The sequence below is a fragment of the Flavobacterium sp. CF136 genome (genome assembly GCF_000282055.1).
Classification (GTDB): Bacteria; Bacteroidota; Bacteroidia; order Flavobacteriales; family Flavobacteriaceae; genus Flavobacterium.
Genome location: NZ_AKJZ01000081.1, coordinates 1 through 16,449 on the forward strand (window position 1 = coordinate 1; position 16,449 = coordinate 16,449).

At 31.0% G+C, this 16,449-nt stretch carries 17 protein-coding genes and 1 pseudogene; 9 read left to right on the forward strand and 9 right to left on the reverse strand.

Features of this window, described 5'->3' with window-relative positions:
* Positions 1 to 112 precede the first annotated feature (112 nt).
* The 5 genes from PMI10_RS19070 to PMI10_RS19090 form a co-directional block, all read right to left on the reverse strand.
* Complete coding sequence (locus PMI10_RS19070; RefSeq protein WP_007810881.1) at positions 113 to 553, reverse strand: hypothetical protein; 441 nt, start codon at positions 551 to 553, stop codon at positions 113 to 115.
* Positions 554 to 655: 102 nt separating this feature from the next.
* Positions 656 to 1,048, reverse strand: coding sequence for a hypothetical protein (locus PMI10_RS19075; protein ID WP_007810882.1), 393 nt, complete (start codon positions 1,046 to 1,048; stop codon positions 656 to 658).
* 117 nt (positions 1,049 to 1,165) lie between these two features.
* Positions 1,166 to 2,152, reverse strand: a complete 987-nt coding sequence (locus PMI10_RS19080) for an aldo/keto reductase (RefSeq protein WP_007810883.1) — start codon at positions 2,150 to 2,152, stop codon at positions 1,166 to 1,168.
* A gap of 93 nt (positions 2,153 to 2,245) precedes the next feature.
* Positions 2,246 to 3,133, reverse strand: coding sequence for a cysteine synthase CysM (gene cysM, locus PMI10_RS19085; RefSeq protein WP_007810884.1), 888 nt, complete (start codon positions 3,131 to 3,133; stop codon positions 2,246 to 2,248).
* 1 nt (position 3,134) lies between these two features.
* The gene (locus tag PMI10_RS19090) at positions 3,135 to 3,926 is read right to left on the reverse strand and encodes a serine O-acetyltransferase (protein ID WP_007810885.1); all 792 of its coding nucleotides are present in this window, start codon (positions 3,924 to 3,926) and stop codon (positions 3,135 to 3,137) included.
* A 191-nt stretch (positions 3,927 to 4,117) separates the two neighbouring features.
* Here PMI10_RS19090 and PMI10_RS19095 point away from each other — a divergent pair, with 191 nt between their 5' ends.
* Entirely contained in the window at positions 4,118 to 4,819 is a 702-nt protein-coding gene (locus tag PMI10_RS19095) for a DUF1003 domain-containing protein (RefSeq protein WP_007810886.1), read from the forward strand.
* Positions 4,820 to 4,839: 20 nt separating this feature from the next.
* Here PMI10_RS19095 and PMI10_RS19100 read toward each other — a convergent pair whose 3' ends face one another.
* Complete coding sequence (locus PMI10_RS19100; RefSeq protein WP_035632267.1) at positions 4,840 to 5,118, reverse strand: DUF2752 domain-containing protein; 279 nt, start codon at positions 5,116 to 5,118, stop codon at positions 4,840 to 4,842.
* Positions 5,119 to 5,221: 103 nt separating this feature from the next.
* Here PMI10_RS19100 and PMI10_RS19105 point away from each other — a divergent pair, with 103 nt between their 5' ends.
* Positions 5,222 to 5,407 carry a hypothetical protein gene (locus PMI10_RS19105; protein ID WP_035632274.1) on the forward strand — a complete coding sequence of 62 codons (186 nt, stop codon included), beginning with the start codon at positions 5,222 to 5,224 and terminating at the stop codon, positions 5,405 to 5,407.
* Positions 5,397 to 5,948, forward strand: coding sequence for a Smr/MutS family protein (locus tag PMI10_RS19110; RefSeq protein WP_007810888.1), 552 nt, complete (start codon positions 5,397 to 5,399; stop codon positions 5,946 to 5,948). The genes PMI10_RS19105 and PMI10_RS19110 overlap by 11 nt, the downstream gene beginning before the upstream one ends.
* A 106-nt stretch (positions 5,949 to 6,054) precedes the next feature.
* Here the strand turns inward: PMI10_RS19110 and PMI10_RS21780 are convergent, their stop codons facing one another.
* Positions 6,055 to 7,029 (reverse strand): hypothetical protein, encoded by a 975-nt coding sequence (locus PMI10_RS21780; protein ID WP_007810889.1) that lies wholly within the window; start codon positions 7,027 to 7,029, stop codon positions 6,055 to 6,057.
* 86 nt (positions 7,030 to 7,115) lie between these two features.
* Here PMI10_RS21780 and PMI10_RS19120 point away from each other — a divergent pair, with 86 nt between their 5' ends.
* The gene (locus PMI10_RS19120) at positions 7,116 to 8,240 is read left to right on the forward strand and encodes a cysteine desulfurase family protein (RefSeq protein WP_007810890.1); all 1,125 of its coding nucleotides are present in this window, start codon (positions 7,116 to 7,118) and stop codon (positions 8,238 to 8,240) included.
* 111 nt (positions 8,241 to 8,351) lie between these two features.
* Here the strand turns inward: PMI10_RS19120 and PMI10_RS19125 are convergent, their stop codons facing one another.
* Positions 8,352 to 8,921 (reverse strand): L-threonylcarbamoyladenylate synthase, encoded by a 570-nt coding sequence (locus tag PMI10_RS19125; protein WP_035632278.1) that lies wholly within the window; start codon positions 8,919 to 8,921, stop codon positions 8,352 to 8,354.
* Between the two features lie 273 nt (positions 8,922 to 9,194).
* Here PMI10_RS19125 and PMI10_RS19130 point away from each other — a divergent pair, with 273 nt between their 5' ends.
* The 5 genes from PMI10_RS19130 to PMI10_RS19150 all read left to right on the forward strand — a co-directional run bounded on the left by PMI10_RS19130 (position 9,195) and on the right by PMI10_RS19150 (position 16,024).
* A complete protein-coding gene (locus PMI10_RS19130) occupies positions 9,195 to 11,027 on the forward strand; it encodes an ABC transporter ATP-binding protein (protein ID WP_007810892.1) in 1,833 nt (610 codons plus the stop codon).
* A gap of 24 nt (positions 11,028 to 11,051) precedes the next feature.
* Entirely contained in the window at positions 11,052 to 12,179 is a 1,128-nt protein-coding gene (locus PMI10_RS19135; RefSeq protein WP_007810893.1) for a glycosyltransferase family 4 protein, read from the forward strand.
* Positions 12,172 to 13,941, forward strand: a complete 1,770-nt coding sequence (locus tag PMI10_RS22135; RefSeq protein WP_007810894.1) for a glycosyltransferase family 2 protein — start codon at positions 12,172 to 12,174, stop codon at positions 13,939 to 13,941. The genes PMI10_RS19135 and PMI10_RS22135 overlap by 8 nt, the downstream gene beginning before the upstream one ends.
* Positions 13,942 to 14,008: 67 nt before the next feature.
* Entirely contained in the window at positions 14,009 to 14,821 is an 813-nt protein-coding gene (locus tag PMI10_RS19145; protein ID WP_007810895.1) for a glycosyltransferase family 2 protein, read from the forward strand.
* A gap of 318 nt (positions 14,822 to 15,139) precedes the next feature.
* Positions 15,140 to 16,024, forward strand: coding sequence for a hypothetical protein (locus PMI10_RS19150; RefSeq protein WP_007810898.1), 885 nt, complete (start codon positions 15,140 to 15,142; stop codon positions 16,022 to 16,024).
* A gap of 113 nt (positions 16,025 to 16,137) precedes the next feature.
* On the opposite strand, the pseudogene PMI10_RS21925 reads toward PMI10_RS19150, so the two are convergent.
* Positions 16,138 to 16,296, reverse strand: a pseudogene (locus tag PMI10_RS21925) (L-threonylcarbamoyladenylate synthase); the annotation flags it as partial.
* Positions 16,297 to 16,449 lie beyond the last annotated feature (153 nt).

Sequence of the window (16,449 nt, forward strand, 5' to 3'; positions counted from 1 at the left end):
GAGCGAAGACGAACGGACTCAGCCTGACACCTGTTTTGAATTACACCCAACGGATCATCTTTTATAAAAATGCAAAAGCAGAAGTAGAAAAGTGAAACCAGATGAAGGATAATTATTTTCTTTTTATTAATTCGTAATTGATAATTGTAAAGGAATAGAAACATAAATCTGCAGAAATTTTTCCAAGGATGATTCCGAAAAAATAATTGCCGCAAAGAATGGGCATCCAATACATACAAAACGGGCGAATTACCAAAAAATCTAAAAAAGCAGGATAACCAAATTCTAAAATTAAATTTTTTGTCAGTGAAAGAACCTCTTTGATATAAGTTTTTTTATTAAGAAGCTTATTTTGTTGTGTTAATTTTTTATAAGAAGAAAATAAAATAACACTGTAAAAAGCAAGGTATTCTGCAAACGTAATCAAATAGGCAGTTGTTAATCCGTTATAGATTTTACTGAAAAGCGAAGTGGTAAGCGCTGCACTTGTACTTGCTAATTCCGCATACTTGTATCGGTTAAACCATTCTTTAATATTTGATTTTGTAAGCATTTTTTAAGTTTCAATAAAAAATGTAAGGTACTGAAAAGTTTATATTTTCATATCTCAAAAATTAACTTTTCAGTACCTTAGAATTTAAACTTAATACTTGCTTTAATAAGCTCCTGTAAAATAAGTAAGTGTAGGCTTTCCATCTATACATTCAATTCCTGTTGGTTCTTTTGCCGTGCTGCACTCATATCCTATTCCCGATTCTTTATCATAATGACTTTTTTGGGCATCCGTATATTTTTTAACTTTCGCCAGAAACTCGTCACTGTTGATTTTTTTAGAATACACAATATATCCGGCATATCCACCGCAACCTTTAGCTCCAATACCGGTAATATTCCATTCTTCAGGATTTGTACAAGTTTGAGAATTAGCTAAAGAAGCTTCAATAATGTCATCATACATTTTTGAATCTTCTTCTTGAGAATTTTCATCATTACTGCATGAAGCAAATATTAGACAAATGGCAAATACGATAAAAGAAAGGTTTTTCATGGTTAGTGTTTTTATAAGAGATGCAATGATTTGCAAAAGGTTGCGTAAAAAATGCAAAAAATAAAAAACAATAACTTCAAGTGTTTAAAAATTAGTGTTTTAAAGTTTAAAAAAAAACTACCATAAATGATGTACAGAAGGTTTTATATATTCTTCATAAATTTTATTCATTGCCGAAATTTTCTCCGGAGTTAATTTTGGTAAATCATAAACGGATAAATTAGACATCACATGGCTTGTTTTAGAAGCTCCGGGAATAATACAGCTGATATCGTCAAAACTTAAAATCCATTGCAGGGCAATAGGAGCGAGGTTTGGAGTCTCGGGAAATAATGCTTTTAATTCCTGGACAGCTTTTAGGCCCAAATCATAATCAATACCGGAGAACGTTTCACCTTTATCAAAAGCATCTCCGTTACGATTAAAATTACGGTGATCTTGTGCGTCAAAAGTTGTTTTTGCATCAAATAAGCCCGTTAAAAGACCACTTGCTAACGGAACTCTCGCAATGATTCCGATATCTTTTTTTCTTGCTTCAGAAAAAAATAATTGAGAAGGACGCTGACGGAACAGGTTAAAAATAATCTGAACAGTCGTTACATTCGAATATTCGATTGCTTTCAGTGCTTCTTCTACTTTTTCGACGCTTACGCCCAGATTTAAAATCTTTCCCTGCTCTTTTAAGCGGTCAAATAATTCGAAAATTTCTGGCCGGTAAAAAACTTCAGTAGGAGGACAGTGCAACTGAATCAGATCGAGTGTTTCTAATCCCATTCTTTTTAAACTGTCTTCAACAAATTTCTGAAGTACTTTAGGCTGATATCCGTCGCTAACATGCGGATTAATATGACGCCCGCATTTTGTGGCTACATATATACGTTCAGACCGTGATCGAACTACTCTTCCAACAGCAGTTTCGCTTAAACCATTTTCATACACATCGGCAGTATCAATAAAATTAACACCATTGTCAATTGCAGTATTCAAAAGCTCGTCAGCCGTTTTATTGTCAAAAGCAGATCCCCATTTTCCTCCAACCTGCCAGGTGCCAAGTGAGATTTCAGATATATTAAAATTTGTTTTTCCTAGTTTACGATAGTTCATTTTTTTTCTTTTTAAGGTTCTAAGTTGCTAAGGTTCTGAGTTGCTAAGATTTTATATTCAAAGTCAAAAAACTTAGAACCTTAGAGTCTTTTTTTAATCAAATAAATCAGAAGAAAGATAACGATCTCCGCGATCGCAGATAACGGCTACAATGACTCCGGATTCTAATTGTTCGGCGAGTTTCAGGGCTACAGCAACAGAACCTCCACTGCTCATTCCGGCAAAAACACCTTCTTCCAGGGCAAGTCTTTTGGTCATTTCACGGGCCTCTTCTTCACTAACATCAACAACTGTATCTACTTTTGAAGCATCAAAAATTTTAGGCAAATATTCCTGAGGCCATTTTCTGATTCCCGGAATCTGAGATCCGTCACTTGGCTGAGCGCCAATAATCTGAATTGCCGGATTTTTTTCTTTCAAATAAGTCGAAGTTCCAATAATGGTTCCTGTTGTTCCCATAGCCGAAACAAAATGTGTAACAGTTCCGTCAGTGTCATTCCAAATTTCAGGACCTGTGGTTTTGTAATGTGCTTTCCAGTTGTCATCATTAGCAAACTGATTCAACATCAGATAACCTCCTTGTGCAACTTTTTTGTCTGCATAATCGCGTGAACCAATAATTCCTTCACTGGCAGGTGTTAAAATAACTGTGGCTCCATAAGCACGCATAGTTTGCGTACGTTCTTTTGTAGAATCTTCAGGTAAAACCAGTTCTATTTCTATTTGAAACAATTGGGCAATCATAGCCAGTGCAATTCCGGTGTTGCCACTTGTCGCTTCAATTAATTTATCTCCTTTTTTTATATCTCCTCTTTCAAGGGCTGCTGCAATCATGTTATATGCTGCTCTGTCTTTTACACTTCCGCCGGGATTGTTTCCTTCAAGCTTTAGTAAAAGTTTTACATTTTTATTTTTTACCAAATTGACAGTTTCCATTAATGGCGTATTACCAATCAGGTTTAGTAATTTTTGTGATTTCATTCTATTTTTTTTCTTTTATTTTAACTTCGGTTGTAGTAGTGTTCAGGACGACAGAATCTGCAGGAATTGATTTGGTTATCCATGCATTTCCTCCAATAATACTATTTTTGCCAATGATAGTTTCGCCTCCCAAAATAGTGGCATTGGCATAAATACAGACATTGGCTTCTACGGTTGGGTGCCTTTTTGCATTTTTCATCTCCTTACTCACGCTCAGGGCCCCTAAAGTAACTCCCTGATAAATTTTTACATGTTTTTCGATTACCGTAGTTTCTCCAATAACAATTCCGGTGGCGTGGTCTATAAAAAAAGGTGATGCAATTTTTGCTCCTGCATGAATGTCCGTTCCGGTAATTCGATGTGCATATTCGCTCATCAATCTTGAGAATAGTAACAGGTCCAGAAGATATAATTCATGGCTTAATCTGTAAATAGCAATAGCATAAAAGCCGGGATATCCTAAATAAACTTCGTTGATACTATTTGATGCCGGGTCATTTTCTAAAATATATTCGGCATCCTGATTTAATTTTTCTAAAACACCAGGTAATTTTTCAAGAAAGCGGTCCCAAATTGATTCGCATAAATTTTCCGGTTTTTTGCAGGCTAAAACAGCAATTTCTTTAAAGCGTATTTCGAGTTCATCGATACTTTGATCTAAAGGCGCATTGGAATCAAACAGCGTATAAAAAAGCTTTTCGGTAAAATCTTCTGTTTTAGTTTTGATTCCGTAATTTATATTTGAATGGCTTTTTAAAGCTTTTATGTTTTGTATGATAAGATCTTTTGACACAATTATAAAATTGAATGAATGATTTGAAACGTTAAAAGTAAGGTGTTTTTTGTAAATAAAGGCATGATTTGCTTAAAGAAATTTTGTTTTGCGAATTGTATTTGTGATAAATAAAAAGAATTTTAAACTCAATAATTTATGTTATTCTTAATAAGTTTAATGTGTAAATTAGCCAGTAAAACATATTAAAAATGAAAAATAATTCGACTTTTAAAAGTGCTATTTCTAACCTGTCATTTCCTGCAAATGAGAAAATTTCCGGAAAATCTATTCATAATCCTATTTTAGGATTAATTATCAATGATCATCCTTCTTTTAGCAGCAGTGATTTTATTGCTATCAAAGAATTAAACGAATATCGCCAAAAATACATTTCTAATTATTTATCTACAGAAATCGGAGCGCTTTCTGATCTTGAAAAAAGTGTTATTGAATCTTTAAAAGAAGATAAATCAATAGTAAGTACCATAGAAGATGAAGAAGAAACCCGAAATTTTGGACAGAAAATAGCCGATAAGGTAGCTGATTTTGGTGGAAGCTGGACTTTTATAATTTCATTTTTACTTTTTATCGTTGTTTGGATTGCTGCAAATGTTTTTATATTGATTAATAAAGGTTTTGATCCATATCCTTTTATTTTATTGAATTTAATTTTATCGTGTATAGCTGCATTACAAGCACCGGTAATTATGATGAGCCAAAATCGTCAGGAAGAAAAAGACAGAACCCGCGCTAAAAAAGATTATATGATTAACCTGAAATCCGAATTGGAAATCAGAATGATTCATGATAAAATAGATCATTTAATTATGCATCAGCAGCAGGAATTAATCGAAATTCAGAAAGTACAAATTGAGATGATGAACGATATCCTGAACCAGATTAAAAAATAATTTCAGCCAAAAAGGAAAATTTAAAAGTGTTTATACCAATATCCGACAATCATAAAAATGCCATTTAGGATTCCGGAAATCCAAAGTAATTTGGTGTAATTTTTTGACTTGTCTAAAAAGTACAGTGTTATAAAACCAAAAAATAAAAGGGTAGAATAAAGCGCGGGATACATCTTGAAAGCAGCCAGAAACTGACCCTGAAAAAGTAAGAATAAAGCACGCTGAAAACCACATCCCAAACACTCAATTCCGAAGAGGGTTTTGAATAGGCAAGGCAGCATAAATTTTTCTAAATTCACCGGTTTTAGTTTTTACAATTTTACAAAAAAATAACTGATAATACTTAAAAGGTAAGAAGTACTATTTTAAAGTTTCTTACTTTTGAAGTCTTATATTAAAGATATGAAAACTTTTAAAATTTTAATAATGATTCTTGCTATCTCAGTTGCGTTATATGAGCAGGTTTCAGCAGAAAAAAACATCTACATTACAGTTGTCGCAATTGTAGTTTTTATGTTTGGAATGATGCAGCTGAGTGCAAAAACACCGAGTAAAAATCAAGATAAAGAAGAAGAAGATGTTGAGTAAGGGAGATAAGGTTTCCGTTTTGGATGAAGCCATAAACGGAGTCGTAGTTTCGGTTAAGAATAAGGAAGTTTTGATTGAAACTGAAGACGGATTTATGATGACATTTTTTGTCAATGAATTACTTAAAATTCATGATTCCAGTAATTTAATGAATTCTATTAAAAGAATTAATTTAGATGAGGTTTCAAAAGAGAAAACAGAACCAAAACCGAGGAGTTTTGTAAAAGAACGTAAAGATAAACGTGAAATTTCGGCTCCGGAATTTGATTTGCATATTGAAAAACTGGTTCCGAATAAACGCGGGATGTCAAATTACGACATTTTAACTCTGCAGACAGAAACGGCAAAAAGGCATATTGAATTTGCCATTCGGAATCGCATTCCAAAGATTGTTTTTATTCATGGAGTCGGCGAAGGAATCCTAAAAGCCGAATTGGATTTTTTATTAGGACGTTATGACGGAATTGATTTTCAGGATGCCAATTATCAAAAATATGGCTTGGGTGCTACAGAAGTTTATTTTAGACAAAACAATAAATAAACAAAGTTTCAAGGTCTGAAAAAATCAAATACAGGCATAAAAAAAGCATCCGTTTTTTACACTGAAATAAATGTAAAAAACGGATTCTTTTTTGTAAGAATTAATTTTAGTTAGTATTAACTGTTATGATTCCTAATAAAAAGCTGTTTCCTAGTTTGAAGTTGACATTTCCATTATTTAAAATTACATTTTTCAACGTAATTGTATGTGTAAAAATGTTAGGTCCTAATGTTGCGGTAACGACTTCGATAATACCACTTTCACCGGCAACACCATTTTCACCGTTCCATATTTGGGCAACAGCAGGTGAGGTTGGAGTTGTTGTATTACAGAAATAAGAGCTGGTAAGAACGCCTTCATAAACCTTATAAGCAACTTTATTAGTAGTCGAAGTAATTAAGGCTGTTCTGGGACTGTTCGGAGCAGTAACTTCATTTACAATCAGATTTGAATCTATATTATCGATTGTCAGGGATGTACCATTACCTGTGCTGTAATTATAAACTTGTTTGGAAGTACTGCATTGTTCTGCAGCTTCTTTAAAATCTAAATTTAACCCAACTGCAGGTGTTACAATTGTACCAAAAACAAAATTTGGTCCTACTTGTTCTCCCGAAGGTTTAGAATAGGTCAGGTTTTTAAAAGCAATATTATGAGTGTATCCTGATATTCTGGTGCTGTTTTCTGTTTCATTTACCGTATAGTTTACAGTTGTGCTAATTTCTATTTGTCCACTTGTAGCATTCCATTCGTCAGTTACATTTGGAGTTGCAGGTCTTATTGCATCACAAATATTGGCTTTTAAAACAGCTCCGTCATAGGTTCTGTAAAATAGTTTATGGTCGGTGTCAATGTTAAGGATAACAGGGTCTCCTACTGCAGTAACTTCATTTACAAATGTTTCTTCGGGTAGTTGCAATAATAAACTTTCCTGATTTTTTATTTTATAAAGCAATTGGAAAGTATCGTCACAGGAGCTAGGAGCAACTTCACTAAAATCAAAAGTTTCAACGGTTAAATCACCGTCATCACATCCATTTAACAAAAGGGCGAATAAAAGGAGGCTTGCGTATTTTTTCATCGTATTTTTATTTGCGTCAAAAATAGTGAAAAATTTTGCAAATGATATTTAAGAATTGACAATTGATATTTTATAACTTTGCCCCAATGAAAAAAGTATATCTCGATAACGCTTCTACGACTGCCATACGATTTGAAGTTATTCAGGAAATGACAAAAATTATGGCAGATGATTTTGGTAATCCGTCATCTACGCATAGTTTTGGCAGAAATGCAAAAACTATTCTGGAGCTTTCCAGAAAAAGCATTGCTAAACATTTAAACTGTACGGCACAAGAAATTATTTTTACTTCCGGAGGTACAGAAGCAGATAACTGGATTCTTCGTTCGGCAGTAGAAGATCTCAAAGTAGAGCGTATCATTACTTCCAGAATAGAACATCACGCGGTTTTATATACTGTTTTGGCTTTAGAGTCAGATTATAACATTCAGATTGATTATGTGAATGTAAATCCCGATGGAACCATCGATTTAACTCATTTATCGAATTTATTGTCTGAAGAAAAAAAGACAATAGTGAGTCTGATGCACATAAATAATGAAACAGGGACTATTTTAGACCTGGACAGGGTAAGCGTTATTTGTAAGCAATATAATGCCCTGTTTCATTCGGATACTGTGCAGTCTGTTGGAAAAACTGAAATTGATCTGCAAAAGACCCCGGTTGATTTTATAGTAGCAAGTGCTCATAAATTTCATGGACCAAAAGGTGTAGGTTTTGCTTTTATCCGAAAAAATTCAGGATTACAACCATTACTTTTTGGGGGAGAACAGGAAAAAGGACTTCGTGCCGGAACTGAAGCGGTGCATCAAATTGCCGGAATGGCAAAAGCGTTGACTCTTTCGTGCGAAAATTTAGATCAGGAAAGAAAATACATTTCGGACTTGAAAATGTATTTGATAAACCAACTGGAAATTCATTTTCCAGCTTTTAGGATCGTTGGAAAAAAAGAAGATTTTTATAATATCATCAATATAATTTTGCCTTTTTCACAGGATAAAACTTCAATGTTATTGTTTAGTTTAGATATGAAAGGAATAGCCGTTTCCAGAGGAAGCGCATGCCAGTCCGGAAGTATCAAGCCTTCACATGTTCTGAAAGAAATTCTTTCGGTAGCAGACTTAAAATTGCCTAACCTCCGAATTTCATTTAGTCATTACAACACAAAGGAAGATATTGACTGGCTTATTGAGAGCCTGAAAACGGTTTAGAGCTTCAAAGGCTCAGAGTAGTAAAGGTTCAAATATTTTAGTGTTTAAAATTCCTTCGACTTCATTCAGGAACATTGTTTATGTCAGACTGAACGAAATCGAAGTCATTTATTACTTACGAATCACCTTTACCTGCGAGTCATTAGTTAATTTGATTATAGTTGATGGTTTTCCGGCCACTTTATCCTGATTTAATTTTACTACATAATCAACACCTTTTATAATTTCCGGATTAATATCTTTAAAAGCTATTGGAGTGGGCTGTCCTGAAATATTTGCCGAAGTCGAAACCAAAGGCTTCTTCATTCGTTCTAATAATTTAAAACAAAAGGGCTCTTTTACTAATCGAATTCCGAGTGATTTATCAGCTGCAATAATATTTGGAGCAACATTTCTGGGTTCGTCCAGAATTAAAGTTGTTGGCTTTTCGGACAAATCGAGAATTTGCCAGGCTACTTCCGGAATGTTTTTAAATACATTATACATCATTTTTTCGCCATTCATCAATACAATCATGCTTTGGGTTTCGGCACGTTGCTTTAATTTATATATTTTAGCTACGGCTTCGGCGTTTGTAGCATCACAGCCAATTCCCCAGACTGTATCGGTAGGATAAAGAATAATACCGCCTTCTTTGATGATTTCGTAGGCTTTATGAACTTCTTCGTTGATATTTTCCATTTTTATTAAATACAAGTAACAATTTATACTGGACAAAGTAACGAAAAATATTTCTGGAAATCTCATAGATTTAAGAGCTTAGAATCATATTTAAATAATTTAATAATAGATATAATTTGATTTTTGTACAAGAAAATTCAGGTATTGAAAGATTTATCTTTTTGTAAGTTTAGTCATCTTTTGTTTATTGTTTTAAAACAATTTTAGTTTTAACTTTGCAAAAAAACAACCCCTTCGTAAATAATTAAATTAGTCTTTACTCTAAAGTCATTCATGAAAAATTTTAAACGTTTTTTAAAGTATTTAATACCACACAAGAAAAATTTAGTAATCAGTATCATCTTTAATGTTTTGTATGCTTTTTTTTCAGCTATTTCAATGCTTTCCCTTTTTCCATTAATGAAGGTCTTGTTTTCTGATGGTGAAAAAGTACATGTTAAACCAGTATATGAAGGAATTAAAAGTATCGATAAACGTTATTTGGAAGATTCTTTAAATTATTTTATTACTCATAATACAGAAATGAATGGTGCATTAAGTACGTTAATATGGATGGTTGTATTTGTTTTGACTACTTTTTTATTAAAAAACTTTTTCAATTTCATTTCAATTGTATACATGACCTATTTGAATAACGGAATTTTGAAAGATTTGAGAAATGATGTATATCAAAAAGTAATTAGTTTACCAGTTTCTTTTTTTTCGAATGAGAGAAAAGGAGATTTAATTTCAAGAATGACTTCCGATATTAATACAATAAAAAGTGCTTTTTTGAGTATTTTAATGATGGTAAGTGAACCACTGACGATTATATTTACTTTAATATCAATGGTCTTAATAAGTTGGAAACTGACAATTTTCGTATTTCTTTTTCTTCCTGTTTCAGGTATTTTAATATCCAGAATGAGTAAATCCATCAAAAGTCAGTCAGGAGATATTTTTTCTCTTGAAGGACATTTATTATCTGATATTGAAGAAACTTTAGGTGGGATAAAAGTAATTAAAAACTTTACTTCAGAGAATTTTTTCATACGGCGTTATTTCAATTCAACAGAGTTTATAAATAATTTGAATAATAAAATAGGAGTTCGAATGAGTTTGGCAGGTCCTATGAGCGAATTTTTAGGGATTTTTGTAATTTCTATTTTATTAGTATATGGAGGATCTTTAGTATTGATTGATGGTTCTATGAGCGGTAGTGCTTTTATTGCATATATGGGATTAGCTTATCAAATATTGACACCTGCCAAAGCGATAACGAAAGCAAATCAGGCTTTAATGGGGGGGAATGCTGCTTATGAAAGGGTTGCTTTTATTTTAGATGCTACCAATCCACTTCAAGATAATCCTGATGCTATAGAGATTACAGAATTTAACCAAGAAATTAAATTTACCAATGTTTCGTTTAAATACGATTCGGAATATGTTTTAAGGGATTTTAATTTAACTGTACCAAAGGGAAAAAGAGTAGCATTAGTAGGGGAATCCGGAAGCGGAAAATCGACTCTGGCAAATCTGGTTACGAGACTTTATGATGTCACCGAAGGAAGTATAACTTTTGATGGTATTAATATTAAAGAGGTTAAAGCCAATTCACTAAGAAAACAAATGGGAATTGTTGCCCAGGATTCTATTCTGTTTAATGATTCTATTGCAAATAATATTTCGTTAAGTATAGATAATCCAAATATGGATGCAATTATAAGTGCCGCAAAAGTCGCCAATGCACATAATTTTATTTCAGAATTTCCGGAACAATATAACAGTCCGGTAGGAGATGGAGGAGGTATGTTATCTGGTGGACAACGCCAGCGTGTAGCTATAGCGAGAGCAGTAATGAAAAATCCTCCAATCATGATTTTGGATGAAGCTACATCAGCATTAGATACCGAATCTGAAAAATTAGTACAAGTTGGATTAGAAAATATGATGGAGAATAGAACTTCAATCGTTATTGCGCACCGCTTGTCAACAATTCAAAATGCCGATTTAATAGTGGTAATGAGTAAGGGAAGAATTGTAGAACAAGGAACTCATGAAGAATTATTAAATATGAAAAAGAATTATGCCAATTTAGTGAGTTTGCAATCTTTGGAGGTGAATTAAAATAAAAATAAAATATTATTACTTATGAAAATTTTTTTAGACCCTCAGGTTTTTAATATGCAAACTTATGGAGGGATTTCCAGATATTACACAGAAATTTTTAGTCGTCTTAAAAGAAATAAAAAACTGTCAATCACACTTCCTATTGAGAACTCAAATAATGTTTATGTTGTCAATAGTGGTTTACTGTTAAAAGAAAAGAAACTCGTTACTTATTTGATTAAAACTTTAAATGCTTTAGGAGTAAGTACCCGTTCCTTAAATAGAAAAATAAACGAAAAAAAAACCAAAAAACCTTTGAGGGATAACAATTTTGAATTGTTCATACCTACTTACTATGATCCTTATTTTTTAGAACTTATTGATGGTAAGCCTTTTGTTCTGACTGTTTATGATATGATTCATGAGTTAATGCCTCAATATTTTATAGGAGATCCATGGAATGTAACTGTAAACAAAAAGAGATTATTGGAGAAAGCTACTAAAATTATTGCTGTTTCAAAAAATACTAAAAAGGATATAATTAAAGTTTATCCCCATATAGATGAGTCTAAAATAGAAGTCATTTACCATGGAAATTCAATTCAGGTAAATGAAAACATATCGGTGGATTTACCAGATAATTATATCTTATTTGTTGGCTCCAGGGATCATTACAAAAATTTTTATTTTTTAGTCGAATCAATAAGAGATTTGTTAGTTAAGGATGCTACGTTAAAACTAATTTGTGCAGGAGGAGGCGAATTTAAAGATGAAGAAATTGAGTTTTTAAAAAGAATAGGTATTAAAGAACAGGTGGAGCAGAAATATTTTGAAGAGGAGCAGTTAGGTTTGTTTTATAAAAATGCAAGATGTTTTGTTTTTCCTTCAATGTATGAGGGTTTTGGAATTCCGGTTTTAGAATCCATGACCTGTGGCTGCCCAATTGTTTTGTCTAATACTAGTTCTTTTCCTGAAGTAGCAGGTGAGGCTGGAATTTATTTTGATGTTTCCAGTAAAGAAGATTTAATGAACAAGATTGTATTAGTATTAAATAATGAAAAGTTCAGAAATGAATATATTTTAAAAGGAATAGAACAAGCGAAAAAATTTAGTTGGGAAATTGCTGCTTCACAATGTTTGGAACTTTATAAAAAAGCAATAAATGATTAGAGATTCTTATCAGGTTCAGTCCCCAATACTTTTTCTGGTTTTTAACAGACCAGATGTTACTGCATTAGTTTTTAATGAAATCAAAAAAGCAAGGCCTAAAAAACTATATGTTGCTGCTGATGGAGCCAGAGATATTAAGGAATTAAATAAATGTAATATAGTTAGAGAAATAGCAACAAATATTGACTGGGATTGTGAATTAATAACTTTGTTCAGAGAAAAAAATTTAGGTTGTAAGTATGCCGTATCTTCAGCTATTAGTTGGTTTTTTGAAAATGAAGAGCAAGGAATTATTTTAGAAGATGATTGTCTGCCTTCAAATGATTTTTTTAGATTTTGTGATGAAATGTTGTCATTTTATAAAGATGAAACCAAAGTTCGTTTTATAGGAGGAAGTAATTTTCAATTTGGTACTAAACGAGGCGAAGCAAGTTATTATTTTTCAAATCTCACACACGTATGGGGTTGGGCTTCATGGAGGAGAGTTTGGAATGAATATGATGTTGAATTAGCTAAGTTTAAGGAATTGGATCATTATGAATTATTTAATTCAATTTTTAAAAATCCTTTTTTAGCGAATGATTGGTATGAAATTATTCGAAAATTATATAATAATGAAATTGATACCTGGGATTATCAATTAACGATAACTAATCTGTTTAGTAGAGGATTGTCTGTAATTCCTAATGCAAACTTAATTTCTAACATTGGTTTTGGAAATAATGCAACACATACTTTTAGCGCTAATGGTTTTGAAAATATTCCTTATGGAAAATTAGATGAAATAATTATGCATCCGATATCTTTTTTACCAGAAAGTGATGCTGATTTCTTTACACTGAATAAAGAACATAATATTGAAGAAAGAAACAAAAAGAATCATTTTGTTTCTAAAAAAGAGAAATTGAATCGGGTTTTTTCTGAAAAAAACTCGATTAAGCTAACCATCATTACCATAAATTATAATAATAATGTAGGATTGCTTAAAACAATTGAAAGTATTATCAATCAAACCTGGACTGATTTTGAGTTTATTATTATTGATGGCGGAAGTACTGATGAAAGTTTGTCAACAATAAAAAAATATGACAGATACATTAATTATTGGGTTTCAGAAAAAGATAAAGGAGTCTATGATGCCATGAACAAAGGAATTCAATTAGCTAAAGGTACCTTTGTTAATTTTATGAATAGTGGAGATTATTATTATTCCAATACTGTTCTTGAAGAAATTCATCATAAATTTAAAAATGATGTTGGAATACTATATGGTGATTCATTTTATTTTAATGAAGCTGGTTATGACAGAATAGAAAAAACACCTTCAAAATTAACATTTTCACATTTTGTTAATTCGGGAATTAATCATCAGGCAAGTTTTATTAAGCGCGATTTGTTTTTTAAACATTTTATGTATAACACGGAATACAAAATTTCTTCTGATTGGGAGTTTTTTATTTATGTATTATGTAAAAGAAATGAATCATATGAACACTTGCAAAAAACGATTTGTTATTATGATTTTTCCGGAATATCAGCAATTCCAGAAAATTTGCATATATATCACCAGGAAAGAGATATAATAATTAAAAAACATTTCTCATTATTTTACGAAGATTTTGTATATTATAATACTGTAATTGATCGAAGAATTCGAAAAGTATATAGAATAAAAAATAATGAGATATTATGGAGTATTTTAAAGTTTTTCATCTCAGTTTTTATTTTTATTCTGCCTAAAAACAAACAAAATTTAGCTTAAGTCTTTATGTGTTGATTGTGAATAATGAATAATTACAGTAAAGTTTTTTTAAATAAAATTACAGATAATGCCCCAAAAAATTTCGATAATTACAATAAATTATAATAACATAAAAGGTTTAGAAAAAACCATTAAAAGTATTATACATCAAACTGAAAACCATTATGAATTTATTATTATTGATGGAGGCAGTACAGATGGTAGTAAAGAATTAATTGAAAGTTATTCTGAAAAAATAGATTATTGGGTGTCAGAACCAGATACTGGAGTTTACAATGCCATGAACAAAGGTATAAATGCTGCAACAGGCGAGTTTGTCATTTTTATGAATAGTGGTGATTCTTTTTATGAAAATAATGTTTTAGAAAAAGTAAATCCATTATTAGTGGACGAGTTTGATATTTATTATGGTGATAATTATAAAGTAAAACAAAACTCCAAAAGAAAGAAAACATATCCTGAAAAATTGTCTTTTTCTTTTTTTTATTCTAGTTGTATTAATCATCAGGCAACATTTATAAGAAGACAACTGTTTTTTGATTATTTTTTATATAATGAAAAATTTAAAATAGTATCAGATTGGGAGTTTTTTATTTACACTATTTGCATAGAAAACAGACCTTCCAAGTATTTGAAAATGACTATTTGCAATTATGATTTTACAGGTATCTCATCTAAAAAAGATAATAAATCTATTGCTGATTTAGAAAAAAAAATAGTGTTTGATAAGTATTTCTCTCATTTTACAGAGGACTACAAATTAGTGAGCGAGATTAAATCAAAAAGAATACAGCAAATTCTGTATATCAAAACCTTCAAGACTCATTGGAAATTATTTAAAGGGATTATTAATTTTTTAGCACTTTTTGCAAAAAAATAAAGACTATTAGAATCCGAAAAAAAATCTGCAACAAAAATTAATATTTACTAACGCAACCATTTGGACCAACTAGCCTCTATATAAAAAAAGGTCATGCAATTCTTGTTTAGCCTTTTTGAATAATTTTATAGTATAAATATTAATAATTTAGGTAAAAGTCAATTAAATTATCCGTAATTACTGTGAATTGCAATATATATTGGCACAAAAACGTTAGTCAAAATTATACGGATTGTGAATTTGTCATTGTCAAATTGTACTTCAGATTTATAAAATAATTTTTTGATATAACCCATTGGTTATTAAAACAAACAAATAATGAAGAAAATTCATGTAGGCTTCCTGCTTTCATACGATTATGAAAAGCTAAAACTATCAATACCACCTGTTTATAATGCTGCTGATAAAATTTTTATTGCTGAAGACAGTAATAAAAAGACTTGGTCCGGAAATGAGTTTGTTGTAGATGAATCTTTTTATGAATGGTTGAAAGAATTTGATGTCGATAATAAAATTGAGTTTTATAGAGATGATTTTTATATTCCTGAATTAACTGCCATTCAAAATGATACTAGAGAGCGTCATTTACTTTCTATGAAAATGGGAATTGGAAATTGGTTGATACAGATAGATAGTGATGAGTATTTTATTGACTTTGATAGTTTTATAGCAAATTTAAGGAAGTACGATCATTATCTCGATAATCCAAAAAAAAATAAAATTCAATTTGCTTGTTTTTGGTTAATTATTTATAAATATACAAAGGAAGGAGTTCTTTTCGTTAATAAACCAATGAAGTCTATTTTTGCGACAAATTATCCTAATTATAAGTGTGCAAGAAGAACAAACGAAAGAACTGTTTATTTTGATAATCTGGTGCTACATGAATCAATTGCTCGTACCGAAGAACAACTTAGGTATAAACTTAAAAATTGGGGGCATACTAATGAAGTGGATAAGAATTTTCTAAAAAAATGGAAAATGATTGATGAAACAAATTATGATCAATTTGAAGATTTTTATTATATAGAACCAAAACGCTGGAAAAAACTGGATTACTTTCCTGCTACAAGGATTAAGGATATAAAAAAAATAATAGACACAAAATATAAGATTAAAATCTCAAAGAAATATTTGGTTTTGAAAAATTTTGGACAATGGTTTAAATTTGTTTGGAGAAAAAAAATATTAAGCATGTCTTAAATTCTTTGGTTTTTGAATTTTTAGAAATGTTCTGGGTATAGATTTTATGTGCTTTGATTTTTAAATTTTTATTTATGTTGATTAAAAAAAACACATAATTAAACCTTCTAATCTGTATTAGTTGCAAATTTCATATTATATATTTTGGCAACTGCTTCAGCGTTTGTAGCATCACAGCCAATTCCCCGGACTGTATCGGTAGAATAAAGAATAATACCGCCTTCTTTGATGATTTCATAGGCTTTATGAACTTCTTCGTTAATATTTTTAATTTTTTATGAATTGAGAAGGTTTTTTTGTGTTTTTAAATTATTAGGAAACCCGTTGGGTGTAATTAGCAAAAAAGTTAATTTAACACATAGAAGCATAGATTTTAAATGCTTATAAAAGATAATTTTAAAAAATCTTGATTTTCACACATAGCT